This window comes from Algibacter sp. (genome assembly GCF_029245835.1).
GTDB lineage: Bacteria > Bacteroidota > Bacteroidia > Flavobacteriales > Flavobacteriaceae > Algibacter_B.
This window is the reverse complement of sequence record NZ_JAQWOO010000048.1, coordinates 1-21,822: the sequence shown is the minus strand read 5'-3', so window position 1 is coordinate 21,822 and position 21,822 is coordinate 1. Positions and strand designations below refer to the sequence as shown.

The following is a 21,822-nucleotide window of genomic DNA, read 5'->3' as shown; positions in this document are numbered from 1 at the left end:
TAAATGAACACGTTCTATCTATTGAAAATGAATTAAGTATTTTCAATGAAAATTTTGAGGCAGTAAAAAATACAGATAAAACATCTCATTTTGAAATAGCCTCTGGACATCTTTATGAATGAAAAAAGCCCACTTTTCAGTGAGCTTTATGTTTTTTTTATCGTACTAACTTTCTGTACTTAATTCGTTTCGGCATCAAATCACCACCAAGTCTTTTCTTTTTATTTTCTTCATAATCAGAAAAACTACCTTCAAAGAAATACACTTGAGAGTCGCCTTCAAAAGCTAAAATATGTGTACAAATTCTATCTAGAAACCAACGGTCGTGACTAATTACTACAGCACAGCCTGCAAAGTTTTCTAACCCCTCTTCTAATGCTCGTAACGTATTCACATCAAGATCATTAGTAGGCTCATCTAGAAGTAACACATTACCTTCTTCTTTAAGCGTCATAGCTAAATGTAAACGGTTACGCTCACCTCCAGAAAGCAGTTTTACTTTTTTGTTTTGTTCACCTCCAGAAAAATTAAATCGACTTAAATAGGCTCTTGAATTCACTTCCTTTCCACCCATTAAAATAAGCTCTTGCTCATCACTAAAGTTTTGCCAAATGGTTTTCTCTGGATCTATGTTTGAATGCTTTTGATCTACATAAGCAAGTTTCGCTGTATCACCAACTACAAACTCACCCTTATCAGGAGTTTCCTCTCCCATTATCATTCTGAAAATAGTGGTTTTACCTGCACCATTTGGTCCTATAATCCCAACAATTCCAGCTTGTGGTAAGCTAAAATTTAAATCGTCATATAACAACTTATCATCATATCCTTTAGCAACACCCTTAGCATCAATAACATTAGTTCCTAAACGCGGACCGTTAGGAATATAAATTTCAAGCTTTTCATCAAGTTGCTTTTGATCTTGACTCATTAACTTATCATAACTCTTTAAACGTGCCTTTTGTTTCGTTTGGCGACCTTTAGCCCCTTGACGGACCCATTCTAACTCACGTTCTAAGGTTTTTTGACGCTTAGAAGCGGCTTTTCCCTCTTGAGCCATACGCTTAGATTTTTGGTCTAACCAAGATGAATAGTTTCCTTTCCAAGGGATGCCTTCGCCTCTATCCAATTCTAAAATCCAGCCAGCCACGTTATCTAAAAAGTACCTATCGTGCGTTACGGCAATAACTGTCCCTTTATATTGTGCTAAATGATGCTCTAACCAATGCACAGATTCTGCATCTAAATGGTTAGTAGGCTCATCCAGTAATAATACATCTGGTTCTTGCAAAAGTAAACGGCATAAGGCTACACGACGGCGTTCTCCACCAGACAAAACGCTTATTTTTTTATCTCCATCAGGAGTGCGCAGCGCATCCATGGCTATTTCCAGCTTGGTGTCTAACTCCCAAGCATTAGATGCATCAATCTCATCTTGAAGCACCGCTTGTCTGTCCATTAACTTCTGCATTTTATCTGCGTCTGAGTATACTTCTTCTAACCCAAACATGTCGTTAATTTTATTGTATTCGTCAAGAATAGCAACGGTTTCTGCTGCACCTTCACGAACAACTTCCATTACGGTTTTACTTTCATCAAGCTGTGGTTCTTGCTCTAAAAATCCAACGGAATAGTCTTGCAAAAAGGTAACATCACCTTGGAAATTTTTATCAACTCCAGCAATAATTTTAAGCAAAGTAGATTTACCAGAACCATTAAGACCTAAAATTCCAATTTTTGCTCCATAAAAGAAGCTTAAATAAATATTTTTTAAAACTGGTGTATTTGCACCTGGAAATGTCTTAGTTAACCCAGACATTGAAAAAATCACTTTTTTATCGTCACTCATTTTTTACGTTTATTAGTTGATACGCTTAATTGTTTATCAGGCTTTGGAAAAAGCAAAAATCTTTATTCCTAAATTATAAATCTCTAAACCCTACCTTTCAAAGCATTAAACACCCATGCAATAGCAAAAAAACCAATCCCAACGGTTGCAAAACCCCAACCAGCAACATCAGTATATCTATATGCGCCCATTAAAATGAGCAATACGCCCATAATAATCATTAAAATTGTAGCCCAAGCTAGAACCGTATTTTTATTCATTGCCATAATCTTTTCTTTTTTTTGGTTAGTCTAAAGGCAAATATCGTTTTTTTAAATAAAAAAAGCATCCAAAATTGGATGCTTTTTCGCTATTAATCAAAATAAATCCTCTTAGTTCATAGGAACTTCGATAATAATGATTTCCGAATTTTCTTTAGCTACAATATCAATATTTTTCGTATCCCAAACACCAATAGCATCTCTTTTATCTAAAATAGTATCTCCGACTTCAACTTTGCCATTAACTACAAAAATGTAAGATCCATGGTTAGTGCTTTTCGAATCTAAAGTTAAAGCATGCTCACTATCTAAATCTGTTCTGTAAATGTATGCCTGCTGACTTATTGGCAACGCATCGCCTTCTAATTTACTCTTGGGAGCAACAACAGTTTGCAACTTATTTTTCTGGTTTCTTACATCAAACTTACGCTGCTCATAATTTGGTTCAACACCCATTTCTTCAGGGATAATCCAGAGCTGTAAAAAATTGGTTTCATCCGTTTTACTATCGTTAAATTCAGAATGCGTCAATCCTGTTCCCGCACTCATTACTTGCACTTCTCCAACTTCAATGGGGCGTTTGTTCCCCATACTATCCTTATGCGATAAGGCGCCTAAAAGCGGAATCGAAATAATCTCCATATTCTGATGCGGATGCGTTCCAAAACCCATTTTAGGTTGTACCACATCATCATTAAGCACGCGTAGCATACCAAAATTCATGCGTTCTGCATTCTGGTAACTGGCGAAACTAAATGTATGATACGATTTCAACCATCCGTGGTCTGCAAAACCTCTTGTATCTGCTTTGTGAATTACTGTTTTCATAATTTCTGTGTGTTAAAAAGCCTCCCCTAACCCTCCGCAGGGAGGAGAAGGCTTACTGTTATGTTTTTTTTAGACCAGTCGGGTTTTAAAAACCTGACTGGTCTTCTTTTTTGAATTCCCCATCTGGGGGTTAGAGGCTTTTCTACGCGGGCAAAAATCCCATCTTCCCCATTTGATAATCTCGCATAGCTTCCATAATTTCTGTTTGTGTATTCATCACGTAAGGGCCGTAAGTGGTTACAGGCTCGTTAAAAGGTTCTCCAGAAATAAATAATAACTTACTACTTTCATTGCCCTTAATAGTAAACCCTTCACCATCTTGATTAAACTGAATCAATTGATTATCATTTAATTTCAGTACTTCTACATCATTTACAATCACATCGCCTTTTAATAAATATACTGTAGATTGATGCGAACTAGGGACTTTAATATCAAACGTTCCATCCGCTTCAACAGAAACCATAAAAGCATTTACAGCCGTTTGCGTTTGAATCCGTCCATAGACACCTTCTAGAGCTCCAGCTATAATTTGAATCTTAACTTTTTTATCTTCAGAAGACACTACTCTAAAATGGTCATTTTTAACATGCTGATAATTAGCTTTAATCATTTTCTTTTCCGCAGGTAAATTCAACCATAATTGAATACCTTCTAAAACACCTCCTTTTTTAACAAAGGCTTTTGTTGGTGCTTCAGCATGAATAATACCTCTGCCAGCAGTTGTCCATTGTACATCACCAGCATTTACGATACTTTCATTTCCTAAAGAATCTCTGTGTAACTGTTCCCCTTCAACTAAAAAAGTTATTGGTTCAAAACCACGATGGGGATGTGGACCTAAATCAAAAGGGTTATTGCGTTCTGAAATTTCATAAGGTCCGTAATGATGTAATAAAATAAATGGATCTATATTATCAATTTCTTGTGTTGGTATGGGCTGCCTCAATTGTATAGGACCCATATTTACAAAATCACTACGCCCTACTCTTTTTATTGTATTTAGTTTCATAATTTATTTGTTTTGTGATTTCCTTGAAGAAGTAATTTTTCAGTTTTCAAACGTGTCAGGATTTAAAAACCTGACAAGTCTACTAGTTTATCTGCACTTACTTTCCATGGAAAATATTTAATTAAAAAAATACGATTATCGCATTTTATCAAGCAGATTACTTAATTGTTCTGCTTCAGCTTCATTTAGATTCTTCAGTAATGTTGCATTAAAATTATTGGGTATCGCATCTAAAAACATTTTCCCTTCCTTGGTTATAGCTATTTTAACGACACGTCTATCATGTTCTGAAGGGCAACGCTCAATATAATTCTTAGCACATAATTTATCCATTAAACGCGTTGCGTTGGGCGAACGCTCTAACATTCTCTCTTTAATTGTTTGTACATTCAGAGCTTTATCTGCACCTTTTAAAATTCTTAGAATGTTGTATTGTTGTGGTGATATACCAAAAGATTTAAAAAACTCGTTTTGATGACTCGTAATCCAATTTGCTGTATAAATAATGTTCAATAAAGCTTTTACTCTATTATTGGCAAATGTTGAATTGATATCTTTTGATAAATCTCCCATTACTTCTAGTTTTCAGTCTCAGTATACAGTTATATTGCTTTTTGAAAAAGTTCAACTTTAGATTTTAAATCAGCATTTAATTCAGCATTTGTCACCTCTCCTTCTTTAAAGTTATCAAAAAATGATGGTAAACTATAATCTGCAACAATATTTCCGCCCATAAACTGAAAACGACCTTTGGCAATTTCTAATACCGTAACGCCTCCTCTAGCTCCTGGAGATGTTGTCATTAAAAGCATAGGTTTTTCACTCCAAAGTTTGCCATCTATTCTAGACATCCAGTCAAATAGATTTTTAAATACCGTAGCATAAGCGCCGTTGTGTTCAGCTAAAGATAATACGATACCATCTGATGATTTTATAGCCTCTAAAAACTTATGAGCATTGTCTGGAATTCCTTTATTACTCTCCAAATCAATACCATAAATCGGTAATTCAAAATCATTTAAATCCAAAATAGTAACTTCAACATTTTCTACTAAGTTTGCTGCGTAAATTGCTAATTGTTTATTTATTGATACCTTGCTATTGCTCCCTGCAAAAGTTAAAATCTGCTTCATAATTATTTATTTATTCGTTTATTAAAAATATAAGACACTATTAACAAGACTATAGCTAAAACTGCGCCCCCTTGTTCTCCATCGCCTACCATAAAATGTGCAAAAAATGCTAAGATAAATGCAAAAAAGAAACCTGAGTACGCCCATTCTTTAATGGCTTTAAAACTAGGGTTCCATAATGCAAATAAACCTAATAATTTTGCTACTGCATAAGGGTAAATAATGTAAGTTGGGTAACCTAAACTGGTAAATGCTTCTACAATATCTTCATGTTTAAAAAAGTACATACTAACAGAAAACAGCATTAATGCAGTTAACAGCCCTGTAGCTATGTAAAATATAATTTTGTATCTTTTCATTCCTATCTATTTAATTATTATGATGCAAATATAGAATAAAAATATTTATATTCCAAGGAATATAATTCCATGTAAAATTATTTAACAAAATATTCACTTTTTATACAGCAATTGGTTTTGTAAATTCGTGACAAATAAATTAGTCTATGGATATCAACTTCAATAAGAACGAAGATCATAATAAACTCTTACTATCAGCACTCCAAAAACGACTTACCAAAGTTAGCTTAGGTGGTGGCAAATCGCGTATTGAGAAGCTTCATAGCAAGGGTAAAATGACTGCTAGAGAGCGCATTGATTATTTGTTGGATGCTAAAGCAAAGTCTATAGAAATTGCTGCTTTTGCTGGGGAAGATATGTATGCTGAACATGGAGGATGTCCTTCTGGTGGTGTTATTGTGAAGATTGGTTATGTAAAAGGGAAGCAATGTATTGTTGTGGCTAATGACGCTACGGTTAAAGCCGGAGCTTGGTTTCCTATTACAGGAAAAAAGAACCTTCGTGCCCAAGAAATAGCAATAGAAAACAAATTACCAATTATATACTTAGTTGACTCTGCAGGCGTTTATTTGCCTTTACAAGATGAAATTTTCCCTGATAAGGAACATTTTGGACGTATTTTTAGAAACAATGCTATCATGAGTAGCATGGGAATTACACAAATTTCTGCAGTTATGGGAAGCTGTGTTGCAGGTGGTGCCTACCTCCCTATTATGAGTGATGAAGCTTTAATAGTTGATAAAACAGGGAGCATATTTCTTGCTGGAAGTTACTTGGTAAAAGCTGCCATTGGAGAAGGTATTGATAATGAAACTCTAGGAGGGGCTACAACACACTGCGAAATATCTGGTGTAACTGATTATAAAGCTAAGAATGATGCTGATGCTTTAAACACCATCAAGAATATTATCGATAAAATTGGCGATTACGATAAAGCTGGATTTAATAGAAAGGATTCAAAAAAGCCTAAAGAAAACCCTGAAGATATTTACGGTATTCTGCCTAAATCAAGAGCCGATCAATATGATATGTATGAGATTATAAAGCGTTTGGTTGATAATTCAGAATACGACGAATATAAAGCCGGTTATGGTCAAACCATAATTACCTGTTATGCGCGTATTGATGGTTGGGCTGTTGGCATTGTGGCTAACCAACGAAAATTAGTTAAAACAACGGGGTCAAAAACAAAACCCAAAGAAATGCAGTTTGGGGGTGTGATTTATAATGACTCTGCTGATAAAGCAACGCGTTTTATTGCAAACTGTAACCAAAAGAAAATTCCTTTAGTTTTTCTACAAGATGTTACTGGTTTTATGGTAGGCAGTAAAAGTGAACACTCGGGCATTATAAAAGATGGTGCTAAAATGGTAAATGCAGTTAGCAATTCGGTAGTTCCAAAATTCACAATTATTATTGGTAACAGTTACGGCGCTGGAAATTACGCTATGTGTGGAAAAGCTTATGACCCAAGATTGATTGTAGCATGGCCTAGTGCAGAACTTGCTGTAATGAGTGGCAACTCTGCTGCTAAAGTATTATTACAAATTGAAAAGGCCTCTCTTTTAAAGAAAGGAGAAAAAATCACTCCTGAAAAAGAAGAAGCATTATTTAACAAAATAAAAGACCGTTACGACAACCAAGTTTCTCCTTATTACGCTGCTGCAAGGATCTGGACTGATGGTATTATAGATCCGTTAGATACCAGAACTTGGATTTCTATGGGTATTGAAGCTGCTAATCATGCTCCTATTGAAAAGAAATTTAACTTGGGAGTGCTTCAGGTTTAATTTTAAAATCTTCTCAAAAGATTTTTGCGTCTTAATGGCTAAAAATGAGAAACTTAAATCATTGAAACAACAAAAAATTTAAGCAAATAGGCAAATACTCACACCTATTTATCCATTGATTTAATCCGCATAGCGCCTGGTGTTTTTTTGTTTATTAAAAGCCTAATTAATAGGAAATAGCAAAATACTTATGACTCTATTTGAACCTAATTATTAATTCAAAATGTAACAGAAAAAAAAGAGGTTGTTTGAAAACTATATACTTTTCAAACAACCTCTTTAATATTAATTTTGTTGTTTCTTAATTAATATCAGTACTAAAAGGAAATAATAATTGACTTCCTTTTTTTTCAGACATGGCCTTTATTTCTTTTAAAATATTATAATTCTCCTCGCCTAGTTCTTCTTTTAAAATAGTTTCTTTAGTTTTTGCTAAACCTAAATCTTGAAGCATTTTATCTAAGTCTTTTTCAAAAACAGGAAACTCACGAATAGAATATTCTTTTAAATCTGCTGCCTCGGCAGCATACTTTAACGCTAAATCTAAACCTCCTAATTCATCAACCAAACCAATCTTTACAGCATCAGCACCTGTCCAAACACGCCCTTGAGCAATAGTTTCAACCTGCTCTCGTGATAAATTTCGCCCTTCGGCCACACGTGTAGAAAACAAATCATAGACATGTAAAATACCTTCTTTTATAAATCCGCGTTGATTATCATTTAACGGTTCAAAAAAACTATAGGTTACAGCGTTTTTATTAGTCACTACTTGTTCAGCATTAATGCCCATATTGTCTGCCAATCCCTTCCCGTTTGGCAACATACCAAACACACCTATGCTTCCTGTAATTGTAGTAGGTTCTGCAATTATTTTATCAGCATTTGAAGCTATATAATAACCTCCGGAAGCTGCTAAATCTCCCATAGACACTATTACTGGTTTAACTTTTTTAGTCAGTTCAATTTCGCGCCAAATTAGCTCGCTTGCTAAAGCACTTCCTCCTGGAGAATTGACTCTTAAAACTATTGCTTTAATTTTATCATCATTTCTAGCTTTACGTAAAGACTTATTCATGGCGCCTTGACCAACATTACCTAGATCTCCTTCTCCATATATAATATTACCCTCAGCATAAATTACCGCAATTTTATTTTTACTGTATTTTCCACTTATCCTTTTAGCTGCATGTTCTGCATAATCAGCAATAGTAACTACATTTAAATCTTTTTTAATTTTAATTCCCAATGCATGCTTCATACCATTTATATATTCATCATAGTACCCTACTTTATCAATTAAGTGAGATGATTTTGCCAAAATTGGATTTCTAGCTAATAGACTATCTGCAATCGTGTTTAACCTTTGTACTGGAATGTCTCTACTTTTAGAAATATCTTGTTTCATTTCATTCCAAAGTGAATTTAAATATACAGAGATTTGTTCTCTATTATTAGCACTCATTTCACTAGCTATATAAGGTTCTACCGCACTTTTAAATTTACCCAACCTAATAACTTCCATCTTAAGACCTGTTTTTTCTTGAAAGTCTTTGAAATATAAACGCTCTGTAAACAACCCTTTAAATTCCATCATACCTGCAGGGTTTAAATAAATAGTATCTGCAACAGAACTTAAATAGTAATCTTTTTGAGAATACATATCGCCATATGCCACAATAAATTTACCTGATTCTTTAAACTTTAACAATGCGCCTCGTAACGCTTTAGTTTGAGAGACTCCAGCATTTATAAAATTATTATCAATGGAAATACCTTTAATTTTTTCATCAGTTGCAGCATAATTAATAGCATCAATGATATTAAAAAGACCATTTTTTTTGTTTTCATTCAAAAAAGGATATTCTGGAAAATTAGTCTTTCCAGCATAATCCTTAATAGGAAAATCTAGTGTTATTTCTAAAACAGAATTAGATTTAACCTGTATCAAATCATCTGAGCTAGATCCGAATAGCATACCTAAAACTAGTAATCCAAAAAAACAAATAATTAAGAACACAAAGATACCTGTAACTGTTGATAACACACGTTTTATAAAATTCATGATTATTTTTAATTAGTGTTTTAAGACTTAAAACAAAGTAGATCTTAGACTAGATTTAATGCTTCTAAAGTTTTCTTACGGTGAATTTTACCTGAAGTCGTCTCTTTAAACTTAGTTATAAATTTAATTTCTTTTGGCTTTTCATACTTATCTAAAACATCGAAAATTGAATTATCAATAGTTCTTTTATCGCCCTCAATTACTAAAATTAGTTTTTCTCCTAACGTGTCATCAGCTTTTGCAGCTATAAAGAATTCTCCTTTAATTCTATCCTGAATTTTACTTTCTATTTGTTCTGGAAACAATTTAATTCCACCTGAATTTACCACATTATCAAAACGACCAAGCCACTCAAAACTAGAATCAGATTTTACTTCAACAATATCGTTAGTTACTATTTTAGTGTTTGATAATTTTGGAGCTTCAATCACTAAACAGCCCCTATTATCCTGAGATATTTTGATTCCCGGTAATGTTGTGAAAAACATTTCTTCTTCCAATCCTGAAAAATTATTTAGTTTTTTAACCGCAATGTGCGAAACGGTTTCTGTCATGCCGTAGGTTTCATAAACGTTAGGTTTTTTATCTTGTATTAAATCGACAATAGCCTTTGAAACACGACCGCCACCTACAATTACTGTTTTTATGTTCTGCAAATAATTTGCGAAATTTTTGAGTTGCATGGGTGTAAAAGCAGAAAACACATAATCTTTTTCGTAATCTATTAATGGCAATGCTGCAGGTTCAACCATATCTAATTCTAGTCCCAGAACGATGGCTCTTACAATCATCATTTTACCAGCAATAAAGTTTGAAGGTAAACAATGCAAAACTTTATCTCCAGGCTTCAATTTGAAAAAATCTCCTGTAGCTATAGCTGAATTTACCATAGCTTGTTTCTTAATTTTTACTTTCTTTGGTTTCCCTGTAGATCCTGAGGTTTTTACAATCACATAATCTTTTTCATCTAACCAATCTAATAAGAAATTCCCTAGTTCTTGCTGATAAGGCATACCCTCTTTAATGTAACTATAGGCAATTTCCATAAGGTCATCATACTTATAATTTAAATTATCTAACTTAAACCTTAAGTGTACATTTTTATAATTTGGTGTCATAGTATTTAATCTAAAATTTTATAATCTTCTTTTGATGGTTCAACGACTTTTCCTGAAAGTTTATCTTTCCAATTGCTCCAGTTATATTTTTTTGAAAGAATAAAAAGAAGTATTGGGAACACAATAAAAACAGGCACGAATATTTCTGCTAAACCCATTTCGGATGGGTCTGATAAATCTTTTAATATAGAATCTGTTTGAAAAGCAGTCCAATCTGCTGTTACTAATAATGCTGTAAATAGATTATTGGCTCCATGAAACCCTAAGGCTAGCTCTAAACCATCATCCATTAAAGTGATGATACCCAAAAACAATCCAGTACCAATATAATAAACCATAATAACGGGTCCTAACTTATCTACCTCTGGGTTTGCAATATGCATTAAACCAAAACCTAAAGAGGTAATTAATAATGGTAGCCATTTATTCTTAAAAACGACTCCTAAACCTTGCATCAAATACCCTCTAAAAAAATATTCTTCAAAACTAGTTTGCAAAGGAATCAAAAGAATACCAATAGCTGCGAGAATTAAAAAGGGTTGAAGATTAAAATTTATTTCATAATCTTCTGGACTTAGATAATAATCAAATAACACAAAACTACTTGATACAACACCCCATAAAAAAAATATAAACCAAAAACGTTTCCAATCCATTTTTTTTCTTGAAGTAGTTAATGTTTTTATAGATTGTTTATGTAATACTTTTGAGGTAAAAAAGACGCCTAGTAATCCAAAAGCAAAAGAGAGTAACATAAGGAATAAAAATAAATTACTGCCAAGTAAGTCTATCATTTGAGGAATATCTGTTGGCATTCCAACAGCGCTATCTCCCATTATTTTTAAAACTAACATGGCACCTAAAGGAATCATTCCTATTAATTGCCACGCAGAAAATATAATGACAACTCCTAATAAATATCTCCATGATTCATGTAATCCCTTATATGCTTGTTGTATGTAATCCATGTTATAAATTAAATTTCCAATTATTTAAATTATTGTACTGCAATGTACCGTTTTTTACTTGTAATGGACTGTCAAAATTATTAGTAAACAGCCCACCTGTACCTAATCCCTGAGGCAAATTACTTTGCTTTATATAGGTGTATTGAGCAATAGCATTTAAGCCCACATTACTTTCTAGAGCACTTGTAATCCACCATCCAATTTTTTGATTTTCAGCTAAATTTATCCAAGTATCACTACCTGCAAAACCTCCAACTAAACTTGGTTTTAAAATAATGTACTGTGGATTTATCATTTGTAACAACTCTTCCTTTTTTGTTACAGAAAAAACACCAATTAATTCTTCATCTAAAGCAATAGGTAGTGGTGTGTTTTCGCAAAGTGAGGCCATAGCTTCTATTTGTCCTTGCCTTATAGGTTGCTCAATGGAATGTAAATCAAAATCTGATAACGTTTTTAATTTCTCTAAAGCTTCTGATGGATGAAATGCGCCGTTGGCATCAACACGTATTTCTATATCATTTGAAGAAAATTGATTTCTAATAGATTTAATAAGGTTAATTTCCGTTTGAAAATCGATTGCACCAATTTTCATTTTAATACAATTGAATCCAGCTTTGATTTTATCAGAAATTTGCTGTTTCATAAACCTTTCGCTTCCCATCCAAATAAGACCATTAATAGAGATTGAATCTTCTCCTTTAGTGAATTTTGAAGGAAACAATTTATATAAATCTTCACTTTCTAAAGATTTGAAAGCCATTTCTAATCCAAATTGAATACTTGGAAATTCTATTAATTCTGGTAATAATTTCTCTAAACCTAAATCAATATGTTTACAAACCCATTTAAGTTTGTCTTCATAATCTGGTCTGTCATCTATAGATAATCCTCTAAAAAGTCCACATTCACCAACCCCTTTTTTTTCTTCTGCATTTAAAATTAAAAACCAAGTTTCTTTAGTTTTTAACACACCTCTAGATGTCCCACTAGCTTGTTTGAAGTTTAGAATGTGCTTTTTGTAGGTTGCTTTCATAATTTTTTCAAAAATACGCATTGTATATAAAAAAAAGTAGACATCTGTTAAATTTTAGATGCCTACTTTTCTAACTAACTAAACTAATATTATTCAATAAATTTCACTTTACCTGTTTCCATGTCATAAACAGCTGCTATTATTTTAATTTTTCCCTCTTCCTCTAAAGAAGCCATTACTGGTGACATTTTTCTAATATCATCAACGGTTTTAATAGCATTATTATTTATAACACTGTTTGTAAATGCCACATTTTTTGAAGATACTTCTCCATTCGTTTCTGTTAATTCTACAGAGGGTTTTATTTCATTAAGTAAATCATTTAAGGCATTCATATTCATTGATGCAGCATCTGTATTATCAATTGCATGCATTATGGCACCACAAGCCGTATGTCCCATAACGATTATAACTTTTGATCCAGCTACTGCTGAAGCAAATTCCATAGAACCTACAATATCTCTATTTTCAATATTACCAGCAACTCTAGCAACAAAAATATCACCAATACCTAAATCAAATACATCTTCTACAGGAACTCGACTATCAACACAAGATAATACTATCGCTTTTGGATACTGACCGATTGTTGCCTTACGACGCTGCGCTGAATGGTCTCGTTGCGTAAGGTTATTATTTACAAAATTCTCATTCCCTTTTTTTAATCTACCAATAATCTCATCTGGTGTCATACCTGCTTGTTCTTCTGCTGTAAGAATACTTTGTATAGGCTTTTCTATACTCGTTTTAGTTCCCTCTTGACTCATTGTTGTAGTTTCTTTTTTATACCCTTCACAGGAAATTAATCCATAAGATAATAATACAATACTTAAAATTTTTAAACTCGTTTTCATAGCGATATATATTAATTGTTAATACTCAATGTTAAAAATTATGGTGAAAACTTAACTGAAGTTGTCCTTTACCCCAGCTTACCGTTTTTTGATTCATCCAACCTAGTTGAAATCGTTGTCCCGGTTTTACAACATACCCCAATCCTAAATACGTTCTATTTCTATCAAATAACTCCACACTTCTATCATTTCCAATGTTTGTTTGACCATTAATAAACAATTCATTGTAGAAAGCAGTATATATAGCATTTTTTGATAGGTCTTTTTTATTTATTGGTATGTTCATAAAAATATTATAGCGATACCTTGTTCTAAAATCTTGATTTTCTATAAAACGTTGCTCATATCTAAATCTATAATTCAAATACACTCTATTTCCTATTTTTTGAGGAATTAAAGCTTCTTGATATAGTCTTGTTTCGTTTGTTGTGTCATTACTATCACCAAAAGCTCCAGTAGTAATATTTGCTACTCCAAAAGTCAATAAAACCTCAACATCTTTAGGCGTGTATGTTAGTCCTGTTCTAATTAAAAGCTGCTCTAAATCTCCAATGGTATTCCAATTTCTGTATTGCAAGTCGCCTTGAACTCCAAATTGGCTATTTTCAAATTGATTATTGAAAAAATACATATACCATGCGCCAGTTTTAGATTGTTCCACTTGTGCTTCAGAAAACAATATTGACACAAACACTAACAATATTAATAGCTTAAATTTCATATTCGAATGTTTTAATCTCAATATTAAAAGTAACACTATTATTTATAGATATAACAACTCGTTCATCATTTTTAATTATGATGAAATAAGCAAACTAAATTATTTAAGATTTTATAATTCTATGGAGTCTCCTATGGATAATAACATCAAATCCTTATCTCTGTCGAAGAATTTTCGCTTTGCAATTTCATGATCTATTTCAATATAACCGAATGTATCAAAATGATACCCTAATACCTTATCACATTCAACAAAATCACTTGCTAAAATAGCATCATCAATTCCCATGGTAAAATTATCACCTATTGGAAGAATCGCTAAATCTAATTTTGTTTGAAGTGGTATTAACTTCATATCAAAAGTTAAAGCCGTATCGCCAGCGATATAAATATTTTTATGCTCTCCTTCTATTACAAAGCCCCCTGGTTGTCCGCCATAACTTCCATCTGGAAATGATGAAGTATGAATGGCATTTACGTATTTAACAGTGCCGAACTCAAAATCCCATTTGCCACCATGATTCATGGGGTGTCCTTCAACTCCTAATTTACCATAGTGGTTTACTATCTCAAAGTTAGAAATGACTATCGCCCCTGTCCGTTTTGCAATAGCTTCAACATCTACTATATGATCCTGATGCGCATGAGTAATTAAAATATAATCTGCTTTAAGTGTATTCACATCAATGTGCGATGCTTTTTCGTTTGGAGAAATAAATGGATCGACAAGAATATTAATATCTTTTATCTGAATACCTAAGCTTGCATGTCCATAAAATGTTATTTTCATAAAACAATTATTTTTAAGATTAAATAATTACTAAAAAGGCAATAAATGCCCAACGCCTATTAATATAGCTAAAAGTACAGTTGTTAGTGCCAATTTTTTTAGTTCAGGATCTAATAATTTAGGATCTAAATTACGATTTACTCTAATTAAATGAAGAAGTAAAGGAATATAAGTGATAATAAAAATTAAACTATAAGGCGATGTGTAGTACAAAAGACCAAACAGCCCTGAAAGTAAAATGGCTAATACGATTAATATATTATGATACAGTTTTATATTTTTTTCACCTAATTTAACAGCTAACGTAATTTTGTTAGCCTTTTTATCAGATAACCTATCCCTCATGTTATTAAGGTTTAATACTGCGGTACTTAACAACCCTATAGTAATTGCTGGCAATATTGTAATATGATCAATTTGTTTAGCGAATAAAACATAACAACCAATAACACTTACTAAACCAAAAAAAACAAACACAAAAAAATCGCCAAAACCTTTATACCCATAAGCGTCTTCTCCCATAGTGTATCGAATGGCTGCAATAATTGAACCTATACCTAATGAGAAGAAAAATAAAGTTAGAAAAAAATGCTTTACACCAAAGGCAGAAAAAACAAGAGCAAAAGCAAACATAATTGATAATACTATGTTTATTTTAATAGCATTCATTAATTCATTTGGTGAAATTTTACCAGATTGAATGGCGCGTTGTGGGCCAATTCTATCTTCATTATCAGTTCCCTTTACTCCGTCGCCGTAATCATTTGCTAGGTTGGAAAGAATTTGAAAGCTAAGTGTAGTAAGTATAGCAAGAACAAATACATGCCATTTAAAAACTCCATTATAATGTGCTAAACATGCCGCTAAAATAATACCAGCTACTGAAAGTGGTAGGGTTCTTAAGCGCATTGCAGAAATCCAATTTGATATATTTTGCATTATGGAATCCATTTTTTATCAAAATTAGGCTTACGCTTCTCTAAAAAAGCATCCCTACCTTCTTTTGCTTCATCGGTCATATAAGCTAATCTAGTTGCTTCACCAGCAAAAACTTGTTGGCCTACCATGCCATCATCAGTTAAATTCATAGCGAACTTAAGCATTTTTATAGAGGTTGGAGACTTTGCCAATATTTCTTGAGCCCATTCATAGGCTGTACGTTCTAAATCATCATGAGGAATAACGGCATTAACCATTCCCATATCATAAGCTTCTTGTGCAGAATAATTTCTTCCTAAGAAAAAAATTTCACGAGCTCTTTTTTGTCCCACCATTTTAGCTAAATAAGCAGAACCATAACCGCCATCAAAACTTGTAACATCGGCATCAGTTTGTTTAAAAATAGCATGTTCTTTACTGGCAAGTGTTAAATCGCAAACGACGTGCAAACTATGTCCTCCTCCAACGGCCCAACCTGGTACTACGGCAATAACCGCTTTTGGCATAAAACGAATTAAACGCTGAACTTCTAAAATATTTAAACGATGATAACCATCTTCTCCAACATAACCCTGATGTCCTCTTGCTTTTTGATCTCCTCCACTACAAAAAGAATAAACCCCGTCTTTAGATGAAGGCCCTTCTGCAGATAATAATACAACTCCAATATTAACATCTTCATTGGCATTATATAAAGCATCGTATAATTCACTTGTAGTCTTTGGACGAAATGCGTTTCTTACATTAGGCCTATTAAAGGCTATTCTTGCAACACCATTAGACTTTTTGTAAGTGATATCTTGATATTCTTTAGTCGTTACCCATTCAGGTTCATTCATGTGCGTTTTTATTTTATTCAAAAATAAATTTATTTAAGCAAACGAACGATTTGATTTTGAAAAACTTTTATTAAATCAGAGATTACTTTGATAACAAAAAGAGTTTAAGACTATTAGTATAAAGTTAGATTCTAAATAAAAAAACATTTTTTTTGTAAAATATCAATTTTATATCTCAAACATTGAGTATATACTAAATTTCCAAAAATAGGTATTAGTATGTATTGTGGATAACTTATAATTTATTAGTTTTGTGATTGTTATGAGAAGATATTAACATTTTTTTGACAAAAAATTGCATTTAAACGAAAATAAATGTATTTTGTCGAACATTTAAACTCCAATGCCTATGTTATTAACAATTACTCTTATCCTTTTTAGTCTTGTAACTTTCAATTTATTATTGTTAAAATTTAGCTGTAATAAAACGGTTAGAAAAACAAAAATCAATAAAAAGCCTGTTGTTTTAAGAACACGTATCACTATGGCTCAAACTTCAGAAAAACTTGCTCCTACCGGAAGTTAAGTTTGTTTTTTTATAGAGGGTTATGGTTATAATTATTTTTTTATGTCTGAAATTTTAACTTTAAGACTTTTAATTAATGTAACATTATTATTCTGTTTGTTTCTTTACTGTAATTTTTTTGTATTTTTTTTTCTTTAACATGTGCATGTTAAAAACAGAAAAACCGTAAAAGTCATCTACCATTTAATTGGTTTTAGCCCTTTACTTTCCAAATACCTATTTGCTTCTAAGAAATTATTATTACCAAACCAATAGCCTCTATTAGCACTTAAAGGTGATGGGTGTCCGGAATTTAAAACACGGTGTTTATTTGTATCAATTAACTTAATCTTTTTCTTTGCATACCCCCCCCAAAGCAAGAACACAACATTTTCTTTTTCGTTGCTTATAGTATTTATTACCGAATCAGTAAAAACCTCCCAACCTTTTTTTTGATGACTCCCAGCTTCGTGAGCTCTAACAGTCAAGGTGGCGTTTAATAATAAAATACCTTGGTTAGCCCAATGCATTAAATTTCCACTTTTTGGATATGAAACACCTAACTGAAATTCTACTTCTTTAAGAATGTTTATTAACGAAGGCGGATGCCTTACACCATCGTTAACAGAAAAACACAAACCATGTGCTTGTCTTAGTCCGTGATACGGATCTTGCCCTATAATAACAACCTTTACATCTTCAAAATGACAATGATTAAAAGCATTAAAAATCTGATTTTCAGGTGGGAAACAACTATGAGATTTATATTCAGAATCAACAAATCGCATTAAGTCTAAAAAATATAGCTTGTTAAACTCATCTTTTAAATAAGGCTTCCAACTTTCATGAATATCAATAGGCATCAAATTCTACTAATTAAAAATTCTTACTAGCAATTCTTTAAGTAAATCCCCTTGAGAGACAGAATTTGATCCTACACCTTTACTTTTTACATCAAACTCTCTCAACGTAGAAACAATGGTACTCACTTTTCGCATTGGGAAGTTTCTTGCTGCAGTTATATAATCATTAACAAAATAAGGATTCACTCTTAGAGCAGAAGCTACACTTCTAGGAGATTTATCTTTTAATCCATGAAAATGAAGCAGTTGAGAGAAGAAGCTAAATAGCAGGGATACCGTTACAACCATAGGATTATCCTTTGGGTTATCAGCAAAATAATGAACTATTTTATAAGCTTTAAGCGTATTACGTTCTCCAACAGCTTTTCGTAATTCAAAATTATTATAATCCTTACTTATACCAATATTTTCTTCAATATGATCTGGTGAAATTTGAGTCCCTTCAGGTAAAATAATTTGAAGTTTTTCTAACTCATTATTAATTTTACTCAAATCTGTTCCTAAAAATTCAACAAGCATTTGTGCAGCTTTAGGCGAAATAGTATATTTTTTGGGTGATAAAACACGTCGAATCCAATCGGCTACTTGATTTTCATAAAGCTTTTTGCTTTCATAAACGACACTTGTTTTCTTAAGTGTTTTATATAAAGCTTTGCGTTTATCAATTTTTTTATATTTATAATTAATCACTAAAACTGTTGTAGGCTGTGGATTTTGAGCATATTTAGCCAATTTTTCAATAGTACGAGATAAATCTTGTGCTTCCTTTACAATAACAACTTGATATTCCGCCATCATAGGATAACGCTTTGCATTCCCAATAATATCATCTACAGAGACATCTCTCCCGTATAAAACCATTTGATTAAAACCACGTTCCTCTTCTGCCAACACAGTAGTTTCAATAAAATCAGATATTTTATCAATATAATAAGCCTCCTCTCCCATTAAAAAATAAATAGGCTTAAGGTTTTTATTTTTTATATCGTTAACTAATTGTTTGACTTCGTCCAAATCCTAATAAAAATTTCTATGAAAATCACTTGAAGTGACATTATAATGATAAATTTGTGAGGTGCAAAATTTAAATTTCCCCACATATAACTTCCGATTCAAAAATAGCGAAAATAAAGTTTCCATTTTTGATACGATACGTAAAAAATTTATCGTTTTACAACCTGAAGAATGGGTGCGTCAACATTGTATTCAATTTTTAATTCAAGAAAAGGGTTATCCGAAATCTTTAATTAATATTGAAAAAGAGCTGACTATAAACACCTTAAAAAAACGTTATGATATTGTGGTGTTCAATTCGGATGGTAGTATTCATCTTATTGTAGAATGTAAAGCACCAAAAATTAATATTAATCAAAATACGTTTGATCAAATAGCACGTTATAATTTGGAATTAAATGCTACTTACTTAATGGTAACCAATGGATTAAATCATTATTATTGCCAAATGGATTTTAAAAATGAACGCTATCAGTTTTTAAAAGATATACCTGAATATAATTTATGAAATTAGCCATAATCATACTTAATTGGAACGGTAAAAAACTTTTAGAACAGTTTTTACCCTCAGTTATACAACACTCAAAAGATGCTGATATTTATGTCGCTGATAATGCGTCAACAGATGATTCAATAGTTTTCATAAAATCAAATTACCCTAGCATTACAATCATTCAAAACAAAGAAAACGGCGGATACGCAAAAGGCTATAACGATGCTTTAAAAAGTGTTAAGGCTGATGTTTTCTGCCTTTTAAATAGTGATGTAGAAGTTACATCAAACTGGCTAAACCCTATTATTAAAACTTTTAATAACGATAAAAACACGGCAATAATCCAGCCTAAAATATTAGATTATAACAAAAAAGATTATTTTGAATACGCTGGTGCAGCTGGAGGATTTATTGATAAATACGGATATCCATACTGCCGAGGCAGAATTTTTAATACACTAGAACAAGATCAAGGTCAGTATAATGATACTATCGAAATTTTTTGGTCAACGGGCGCATGTTTATTTATAAAAAACGACATCTTCAAACGATTAAATGGTTTTGACGAGTACTTTTTTGCCCACATGGAAGAAATAGATTTATGTTGGCGAGCAAAAAACTTAGGCTACTCCATAAAATATGTTGGAGCTTCTGAAATTTACCACGTTGGTGGAGCCACACTAAAAAAATCAAACCCAAAAAAAACCTTTTTAAATTTCAGGAATAGTTTAATAGCTTTAACTAAAAACGCTAATGGGTTTATTCTCGGAAAAATTTTTGTACGCCTCATTTTAGATGGTATTGTATCATTAAAATTTTTACTTGAATTTAAACCAAAACATACATTGGCTATCTTAAAAGCACATTTTAGTTATTACTACCACTTAAAGCATATTTTAACCCAAAGACAATCTATAAAAAATAAAATAAAGTACTACACCAGAACATCTATAGTGCTCGATTATTTCGTAAATAGAAAAACCAAATACAAAAGTTTATAACTAGTTAGTAAAAGTTTTGTTAAAATGTTAAAAACGACTGATTTTTATATATTTTTGTTATTACATTTTAGAAATTAATCCTTAATTATAATTATGAAAAAAATCCTATTACTTAGTGTCTCTGCAATGCTTTTACTAAGTTCTTGTGTATCTAAAAAATTATACACAGATCTTCAAGCAAAACAAAAAGAAACTCAAGATTTACTTAACTCTGCAACTGTAAAATTAAACACTTGCTTATCAGATGTTGCTGCTTCAAATGCACGTGTTGAAGCTATGAGAGAGCAACTTACAGATATGAGAAAAAGTAACGATGCTTTAATAAAAAGTTCTCAAGATTTAACCGAATTAACATCAAAAGGTGCAACAAACCTTGAAAAATCTTTAGAATCACTTCAAGAAAGAGATTTAAAAATCACAAGATTACAAGATGCTATTTCAAGAAAAGACAGTGTTACTTTAGCCTTAGTAACAAGTTTAAAACGCGAAGTGGGAATTAATGACCCTGATATTGAAGTTAGTGTAGAAAAAGGTGTGGTATTTATTTCTATAGCAGATAAATTATTATTCCAAAGTGGAAGCTACAATGTAAGCTCTAGAGCTAAAGATGTATTAGCTAAAGTAGCTAAAGTTATAAATAGCAAGCCAAATTTTGAAGCTATGATAGAAGGTCATACAGACAGTCAATCATATAATAAAGGGGTGTTAATTGACAACTGGGATTTAAGCGTAAAACGTTCTACGTCTATTATTAGAGTATTACAAAGTCTTGATGTAAACCCTTCGCAATTAATTGCTGCTGGACGTAGTTCTTATGTCCCTTTAGCAGATAATGATACTGCTGCAAACAGAGCAAAAAACAGACGTACACGTGTTGTAATACTTCCAAAAATCGATCAGTTTTATGATATGATTGAAAAAGAAATGAAAAACTTAGCAGCTGGGAACAACTAATAAATTTTCAAAATACATTAAAAAGCTCAATCGAAACGATTGGGCTTTTTTTTGCCAAATTATTATGTATTAAACTCTAATTAAAAGCAATTTAATCTATTAAATAATGCATATTATCTCCATTTTAATTATATTCTAATAAAAAAGAGATTATTTTTTCACATTGATTGTACTTATTTATGATAGACAAAAATTTCACAAAGAACCCAACCACTAATAAAATAGTATTTTATTTGTTAGTTGCTGACTTCGTCTTTATAGCTATTGATCTAATTTTTAAATATTTTACTTTTGAATATCCTTTATAAGTCATAATCCTGTGATATTAGCAATAACAAGCCTATCGAAGAGTTGGTCTCCAAAATATCTACGATTTAGTTTATAGACGAATTCATTTAAGTATAATTGGAGATATTTTCCTTTAATTTTATG

Annotated in this window: 23 protein-coding genes and 1 pseudogene; 5 read left to right on the top strand and 19 right to left on the bottom strand. The window is 32.0% G+C overall.

What is annotated here, in order from left to right; all coding sequences use genetic code 11:
• Positions 1-157: 157 nt before the first annotated feature.
• The 7 genes from ettA to P8K68_RS08235 all read right to left on the bottom strand — a co-directional run bounded on the left by ettA (position 158) and on the right by P8K68_RS08235 (position 5,441).
• Positions 158-1,849 (bottom strand): energy-dependent translational throttle protein EttA, encoded by a 1,692-nt coding sequence (gene ettA / locus P8K68_RS08265; protein WP_300249438.1) that lies wholly within the window; start codon positions 1,847-1,849, stop codon positions 158-160.
• A gap of 83 nt (positions 1,850-1,932) precedes the next feature.
• Entirely contained in the window at positions 1,933-2,115 is a 183-nt protein-coding gene (locus tag P8K68_RS08260; protein WP_300249435.1) for a CAL67264 family membrane protein, read from the bottom strand.
• 105 nt (positions 2,116-2,220) lie between these two features.
• Positions 2,221-2,937 carry a pirin family protein gene (locus tag P8K68_RS08255; protein ID WP_300249432.1) on the bottom strand — a complete coding sequence of 239 codons (717 nt, stop codon included), beginning with the start codon at positions 2,935-2,937 and terminating at the stop codon, positions 2,221-2,223.
• A gap of 142 nt (positions 2,938-3,079) precedes the next feature.
• Positions 3,080-3,949, bottom strand: a complete 870-nt coding sequence (locus tag P8K68_RS08250) for a pirin family protein (RefSeq protein WP_300249430.1) — start codon at positions 3,947-3,949, stop codon at positions 3,080-3,082.
• A 135-nt stretch (positions 3,950-4,084) separates the two neighbouring features.
• On the bottom strand, positions 4,085-4,522 hold the full coding sequence (locus P8K68_RS08245; protein WP_300249428.1) for a MarR family transcriptional regulator: 438 nt from the start codon (positions 4,520-4,522) through the stop codon (positions 4,085-4,087).
• Positions 4,523-4,551: 29 nt separating this feature from the next.
• Positions 4,552-5,082 carry an NAD(P)H-dependent oxidoreductase gene (locus tag P8K68_RS08240; RefSeq protein ID WP_300249426.1) on the bottom strand — a complete coding sequence of 177 codons (531 nt, stop codon included), beginning with the start codon at positions 5,080-5,082 and terminating at the stop codon, positions 4,552-4,554.
• Between the two features lie 2 nt (positions 5,083-5,084).
• Positions 5,085-5,441 carry a DoxX family protein gene (locus P8K68_RS08235; protein WP_300249423.1) on the bottom strand — a complete coding sequence of 119 codons (357 nt, stop codon included), beginning with the start codon at positions 5,439-5,441 and terminating at the stop codon, positions 5,085-5,087.
• Positions 5,442-5,587: 146 nt separating this feature from the next.
• On the opposite strand from P8K68_RS08235, the gene P8K68_RS08230 reads away from it, so the two are divergent.
• Positions 5,588-7,231 (top strand): carboxyl transferase domain-containing protein, encoded by a 1,644-nt coding sequence (locus P8K68_RS08230; protein ID WP_300249420.1) that lies wholly within the window; start codon positions 5,588-5,590, stop codon positions 7,229-7,231.
• 301 nt (positions 7,232-7,532) lie between these two features.
• Here the strand turns inward: P8K68_RS08230 and sppA are convergent, their stop codons facing one another.
• The 9 genes from sppA to P8K68_RS08185 form a co-directional block, all read right to left on the bottom strand.
• Complete coding sequence (gene sppA, locus P8K68_RS08225) at positions 7,533-9,296, bottom strand: signal peptide peptidase SppA (protein ID WP_300249417.1); 1,764 nt, start codon at positions 9,294-9,296, stop codon at positions 7,533-7,535.
• Positions 9,297-9,340: 44 nt separating this feature from the next.
• Positions 9,341-10,414, bottom strand: coding sequence for an AMP-binding protein (locus tag P8K68_RS08220; RefSeq protein ID WP_300249415.1), 1,074 nt, complete (start codon positions 10,412-10,414; stop codon positions 9,341-9,343).
• A 5-nt stretch (positions 10,415-10,419) separates the two neighbouring features.
• Positions 10,420-11,382: a CPBP family intramembrane glutamic endopeptidase gene (locus P8K68_RS08215; RefSeq protein ID WP_300249413.1), complete on the bottom strand. Its 963-nt coding sequence runs from the start codon at positions 11,380-11,382 to the stop codon at positions 10,420-10,422.
• 1 nt (position 11,383) lies between these two features.
• The gene (locus P8K68_RS08210) at positions 11,384-12,418 is read right to left on the bottom strand and encodes an o-succinylbenzoate synthase (protein WP_300249410.1); all 1,035 of its coding nucleotides are present in this window, start codon (positions 12,416-12,418) and stop codon (positions 11,384-11,386) included.
• An 89-nt stretch (positions 12,419-12,507) separates the two neighbouring features.
• Positions 12,508-13,272: a carbonic anhydrase family protein gene (locus P8K68_RS08205; protein ID WP_300249407.1), complete on the bottom strand. Its 765-nt coding sequence runs from the start codon at positions 13,270-13,272 to the stop codon at positions 12,508-12,510.
• Between the two features lie 31 nt (positions 13,273-13,303).
• A complete protein-coding gene (locus P8K68_RS08200) occupies positions 13,304-13,993 on the bottom strand; it encodes a DUF2490 domain-containing protein (protein WP_300249405.1) in 690 nt (229 codons plus the stop codon).
• Positions 13,994-14,104: 111 nt separating this feature from the next.
• Positions 14,105-14,782 (bottom strand): metal-dependent hydrolase, encoded by a 678-nt coding sequence (locus P8K68_RS08195; protein ID WP_300249403.1) that lies wholly within the window; start codon positions 14,780-14,782, stop codon positions 14,105-14,107.
• Between the two features lie 30 nt (positions 14,783-14,812).
• Complete coding sequence (gene menA, locus P8K68_RS08190; protein WP_300249401.1) at positions 14,813-15,721, bottom strand: 1,4-dihydroxy-2-naphthoate octaprenyltransferase; 909 nt, start codon at positions 15,719-15,721, stop codon at positions 14,813-14,815.
• Positions 15,721-16,560, bottom strand: coding sequence for a 1,4-dihydroxy-2-naphthoyl-CoA synthase (locus P8K68_RS08185; protein ID WP_300249477.1), 840 nt, complete (start codon positions 16,558-16,560; stop codon positions 15,721-15,723). Before P8K68_RS08185 ends, menA begins: the two co-directional genes overlap by 1 nt.
• Before the next feature lie 349 nt (positions 16,561-16,909).
• On the opposite strand from P8K68_RS08185, the gene P8K68_RS08180 reads away from it, so the two are divergent.
• Positions 16,910-17,086, top strand: a complete 177-nt coding sequence (locus tag P8K68_RS08180; protein WP_300249399.1) for a hypothetical protein — start codon at positions 16,910-16,912, stop codon at positions 17,084-17,086.
• 176 nt (positions 17,087-17,262) lie between these two features.
• On the opposite strand, the gene ung is transcribed toward P8K68_RS08180, so the two are convergent.
• Positions 17,263-17,928: a uracil-DNA glycosylase gene (gene ung, locus P8K68_RS08175; protein WP_300249396.1), complete on the bottom strand. Its 666-nt coding sequence runs from the start codon at positions 17,926-17,928 to the stop codon at positions 17,263-17,265.
• Between the two features lie 9 nt (positions 17,929-17,937).
• A complete protein-coding gene (gene holA / locus P8K68_RS08170; protein WP_300249394.1) occupies positions 17,938-18,942 on the bottom strand; it encodes a DNA polymerase III subunit delta in 1,005 nt (334 codons plus the stop codon).
• 61 nt (positions 18,943-19,003) lie between these two features.
• Between holA and P8K68_RS08165 the strand changes: the two genes are divergently transcribed.
• From P8K68_RS08165 to P8K68_RS08155, 3 genes are all read left to right on the top strand, one after another.
• The gene (locus P8K68_RS08165) at positions 19,004-19,450 is read left to right on the top strand and encodes a type I restriction enzyme HsdR N-terminal domain-containing protein (protein ID WP_300249391.1); all 447 of its coding nucleotides are present in this window, start codon (positions 19,004-19,006) and stop codon (positions 19,448-19,450) included.
• Positions 19,447-20,436, top strand: coding sequence for a glycosyltransferase family 2 protein (locus tag P8K68_RS08160; protein WP_300249388.1), 990 nt, complete (start codon positions 19,447-19,449; stop codon positions 20,434-20,436). Before P8K68_RS08165 ends, P8K68_RS08160 begins: the two co-directional genes overlap by 4 nt.
• A gap of 93 nt (positions 20,437-20,529) precedes the next feature.
• Positions 20,530-21,390 (top strand): OmpA family protein, encoded by an 861-nt coding sequence (locus tag P8K68_RS08155; protein ID WP_300249386.1) that lies wholly within the window; start codon positions 20,530-20,532, stop codon positions 21,388-21,390.
• Positions 21,391-21,699: 309 nt separating this feature from the next.
• On the opposite strand, the pseudogene P8K68_RS08150 reads toward P8K68_RS08155, so the two are convergent.
• Positions 21,700-21,822 (bottom strand): annotated as a pseudogene (locus tag P8K68_RS08150) (IS1595 family transposase); the annotation flags it as partial.

What these genes read in the sequence shown, in the direction of transcription:
- P8K68_RS08185 (WP_300249477.1), bottom strand. Translation starts at nt 16,560, where the DNA reads ATGAATGAACCTGAATGGGTAACGACTAAAGAATATCAAGATATCACT.
- P8K68_RS08155 (WP_300249386.1), top strand. Translation starts at nt 20,530, where the DNA reads ATGAAAAAAATCCTATTACTTAGTGTCTCTGCAATGCTTTTACTAAGT.
- P8K68_RS08180 (WP_300249399.1), top strand. Translation starts at nt 16,910, where the DNA reads ATGTTATTAACAATTACTCTTATCCTTTTTAGTCTTGTAACTTTCAAT.
- ung (WP_300249396.1), bottom strand. Translation starts at nt 17,928, where the DNA reads ATGCCTATTGATATTCATGAAAGTTGGAAGCCTTATTTAAAAGATGAG.
- P8K68_RS08245 (WP_300249428.1), bottom strand. Translation starts at nt 4,522, where the DNA reads ATGGGAGATTTATCAAAAGATATCAATTCAACATTTGCCAATAATAGA.
- P8K68_RS08220 (WP_300249415.1), bottom strand. Translation starts at nt 10,414, where the DNA reads ATGACACCAAATTATAAAAATGTACACTTAAGGTTTAAGTTAGATAAT.
- P8K68_RS08195 (WP_300249403.1), bottom strand. Translation starts at nt 14,782, where the DNA reads ATGAAAATAACATTTTATGGACATGCAAGCTTAGGTATTCAGATAAAA.
- P8K68_RS08215 (WP_300249413.1), bottom strand. Translation starts at nt 11,382, where the DNA reads ATGGATTACATACAACAAGCATATAAGGGATTACATGAATCATGGAGA.
- P8K68_RS08255 (WP_300249432.1), bottom strand. Translation starts at nt 2,937, where the DNA reads ATGAAAACAGTAATTCACAAAGCAGATACAAGAGGTTTTGCAGACCAC.
- P8K68_RS08240 (WP_300249426.1), bottom strand. Translation starts at nt 5,082, where the DNA reads ATGAAGCAGATTTTAACTTTTGCAGGGAGCAATAGCAAGGTATCAATA.
- sppA (WP_300249417.1), bottom strand. Translation starts at nt 9,296, where the DNA reads ATGAATTTTATAAAACGTGTGTTATCAACAGTTACAGGTATCTTTGTG.
- P8K68_RS08230 (WP_300249420.1), top strand. Translation starts at nt 5,588, where the DNA reads ATGGATATCAACTTCAATAAGAACGAAGATCATAATAAACTCTTACTA.
- P8K68_RS08250 (WP_300249430.1), bottom strand. Translation starts at nt 3,949, where the DNA reads ATGAAACTAAATACAATAAAAAGAGTAGGGCGTAGTGATTTTGTAAAT.
- menA (WP_300249401.1), bottom strand. Translation starts at nt 15,721, where the DNA reads ATGCAAAATATATCAAATTGGATTTCTGCAATGCGCTTAAGAACCCTA.
- P8K68_RS08205 (WP_300249407.1), bottom strand. Translation starts at nt 13,272, where the DNA reads ATGAAAACGAGTTTAAAAATTTTAAGTATTGTATTATTATCTTATGGA.
- P8K68_RS08235 (WP_300249423.1), bottom strand. Translation starts at nt 5,441, where the DNA reads ATGAAAAGATACAAAATTATATTTTACATAGCTACAGGGCTGTTAACT.
- P8K68_RS08260 (WP_300249435.1), bottom strand. Translation starts at nt 2,115, where the DNA reads ATGGCAATGAATAAAAATACGGTTCTAGCTTGGGCTACAATTTTAATG.
- P8K68_RS08160 (WP_300249388.1), top strand. Translation starts at nt 19,447, where the DNA reads ATGAAATTAGCCATAATCATACTTAATTGGAACGGTAAAAAACTTTTA.
- P8K68_RS08200 (WP_300249405.1), bottom strand. Translation starts at nt 13,993, where the DNA reads ATGAAATTTAAGCTATTAATATTGTTAGTGTTTGTGTCAATATTGTTT.
- ettA (WP_300249438.1), bottom strand. Translation starts at nt 1,849, where the DNA reads ATGAGTGACGATAAAAAAGTGATTTTTTCAATGTCTGGGTTAACTAAG.
- P8K68_RS08210 (WP_300249410.1), bottom strand. Translation starts at nt 12,418, where the DNA reads ATGAAAGCAACCTACAAAAAGCACATTCTAAACTTCAAACAAGCTAGT.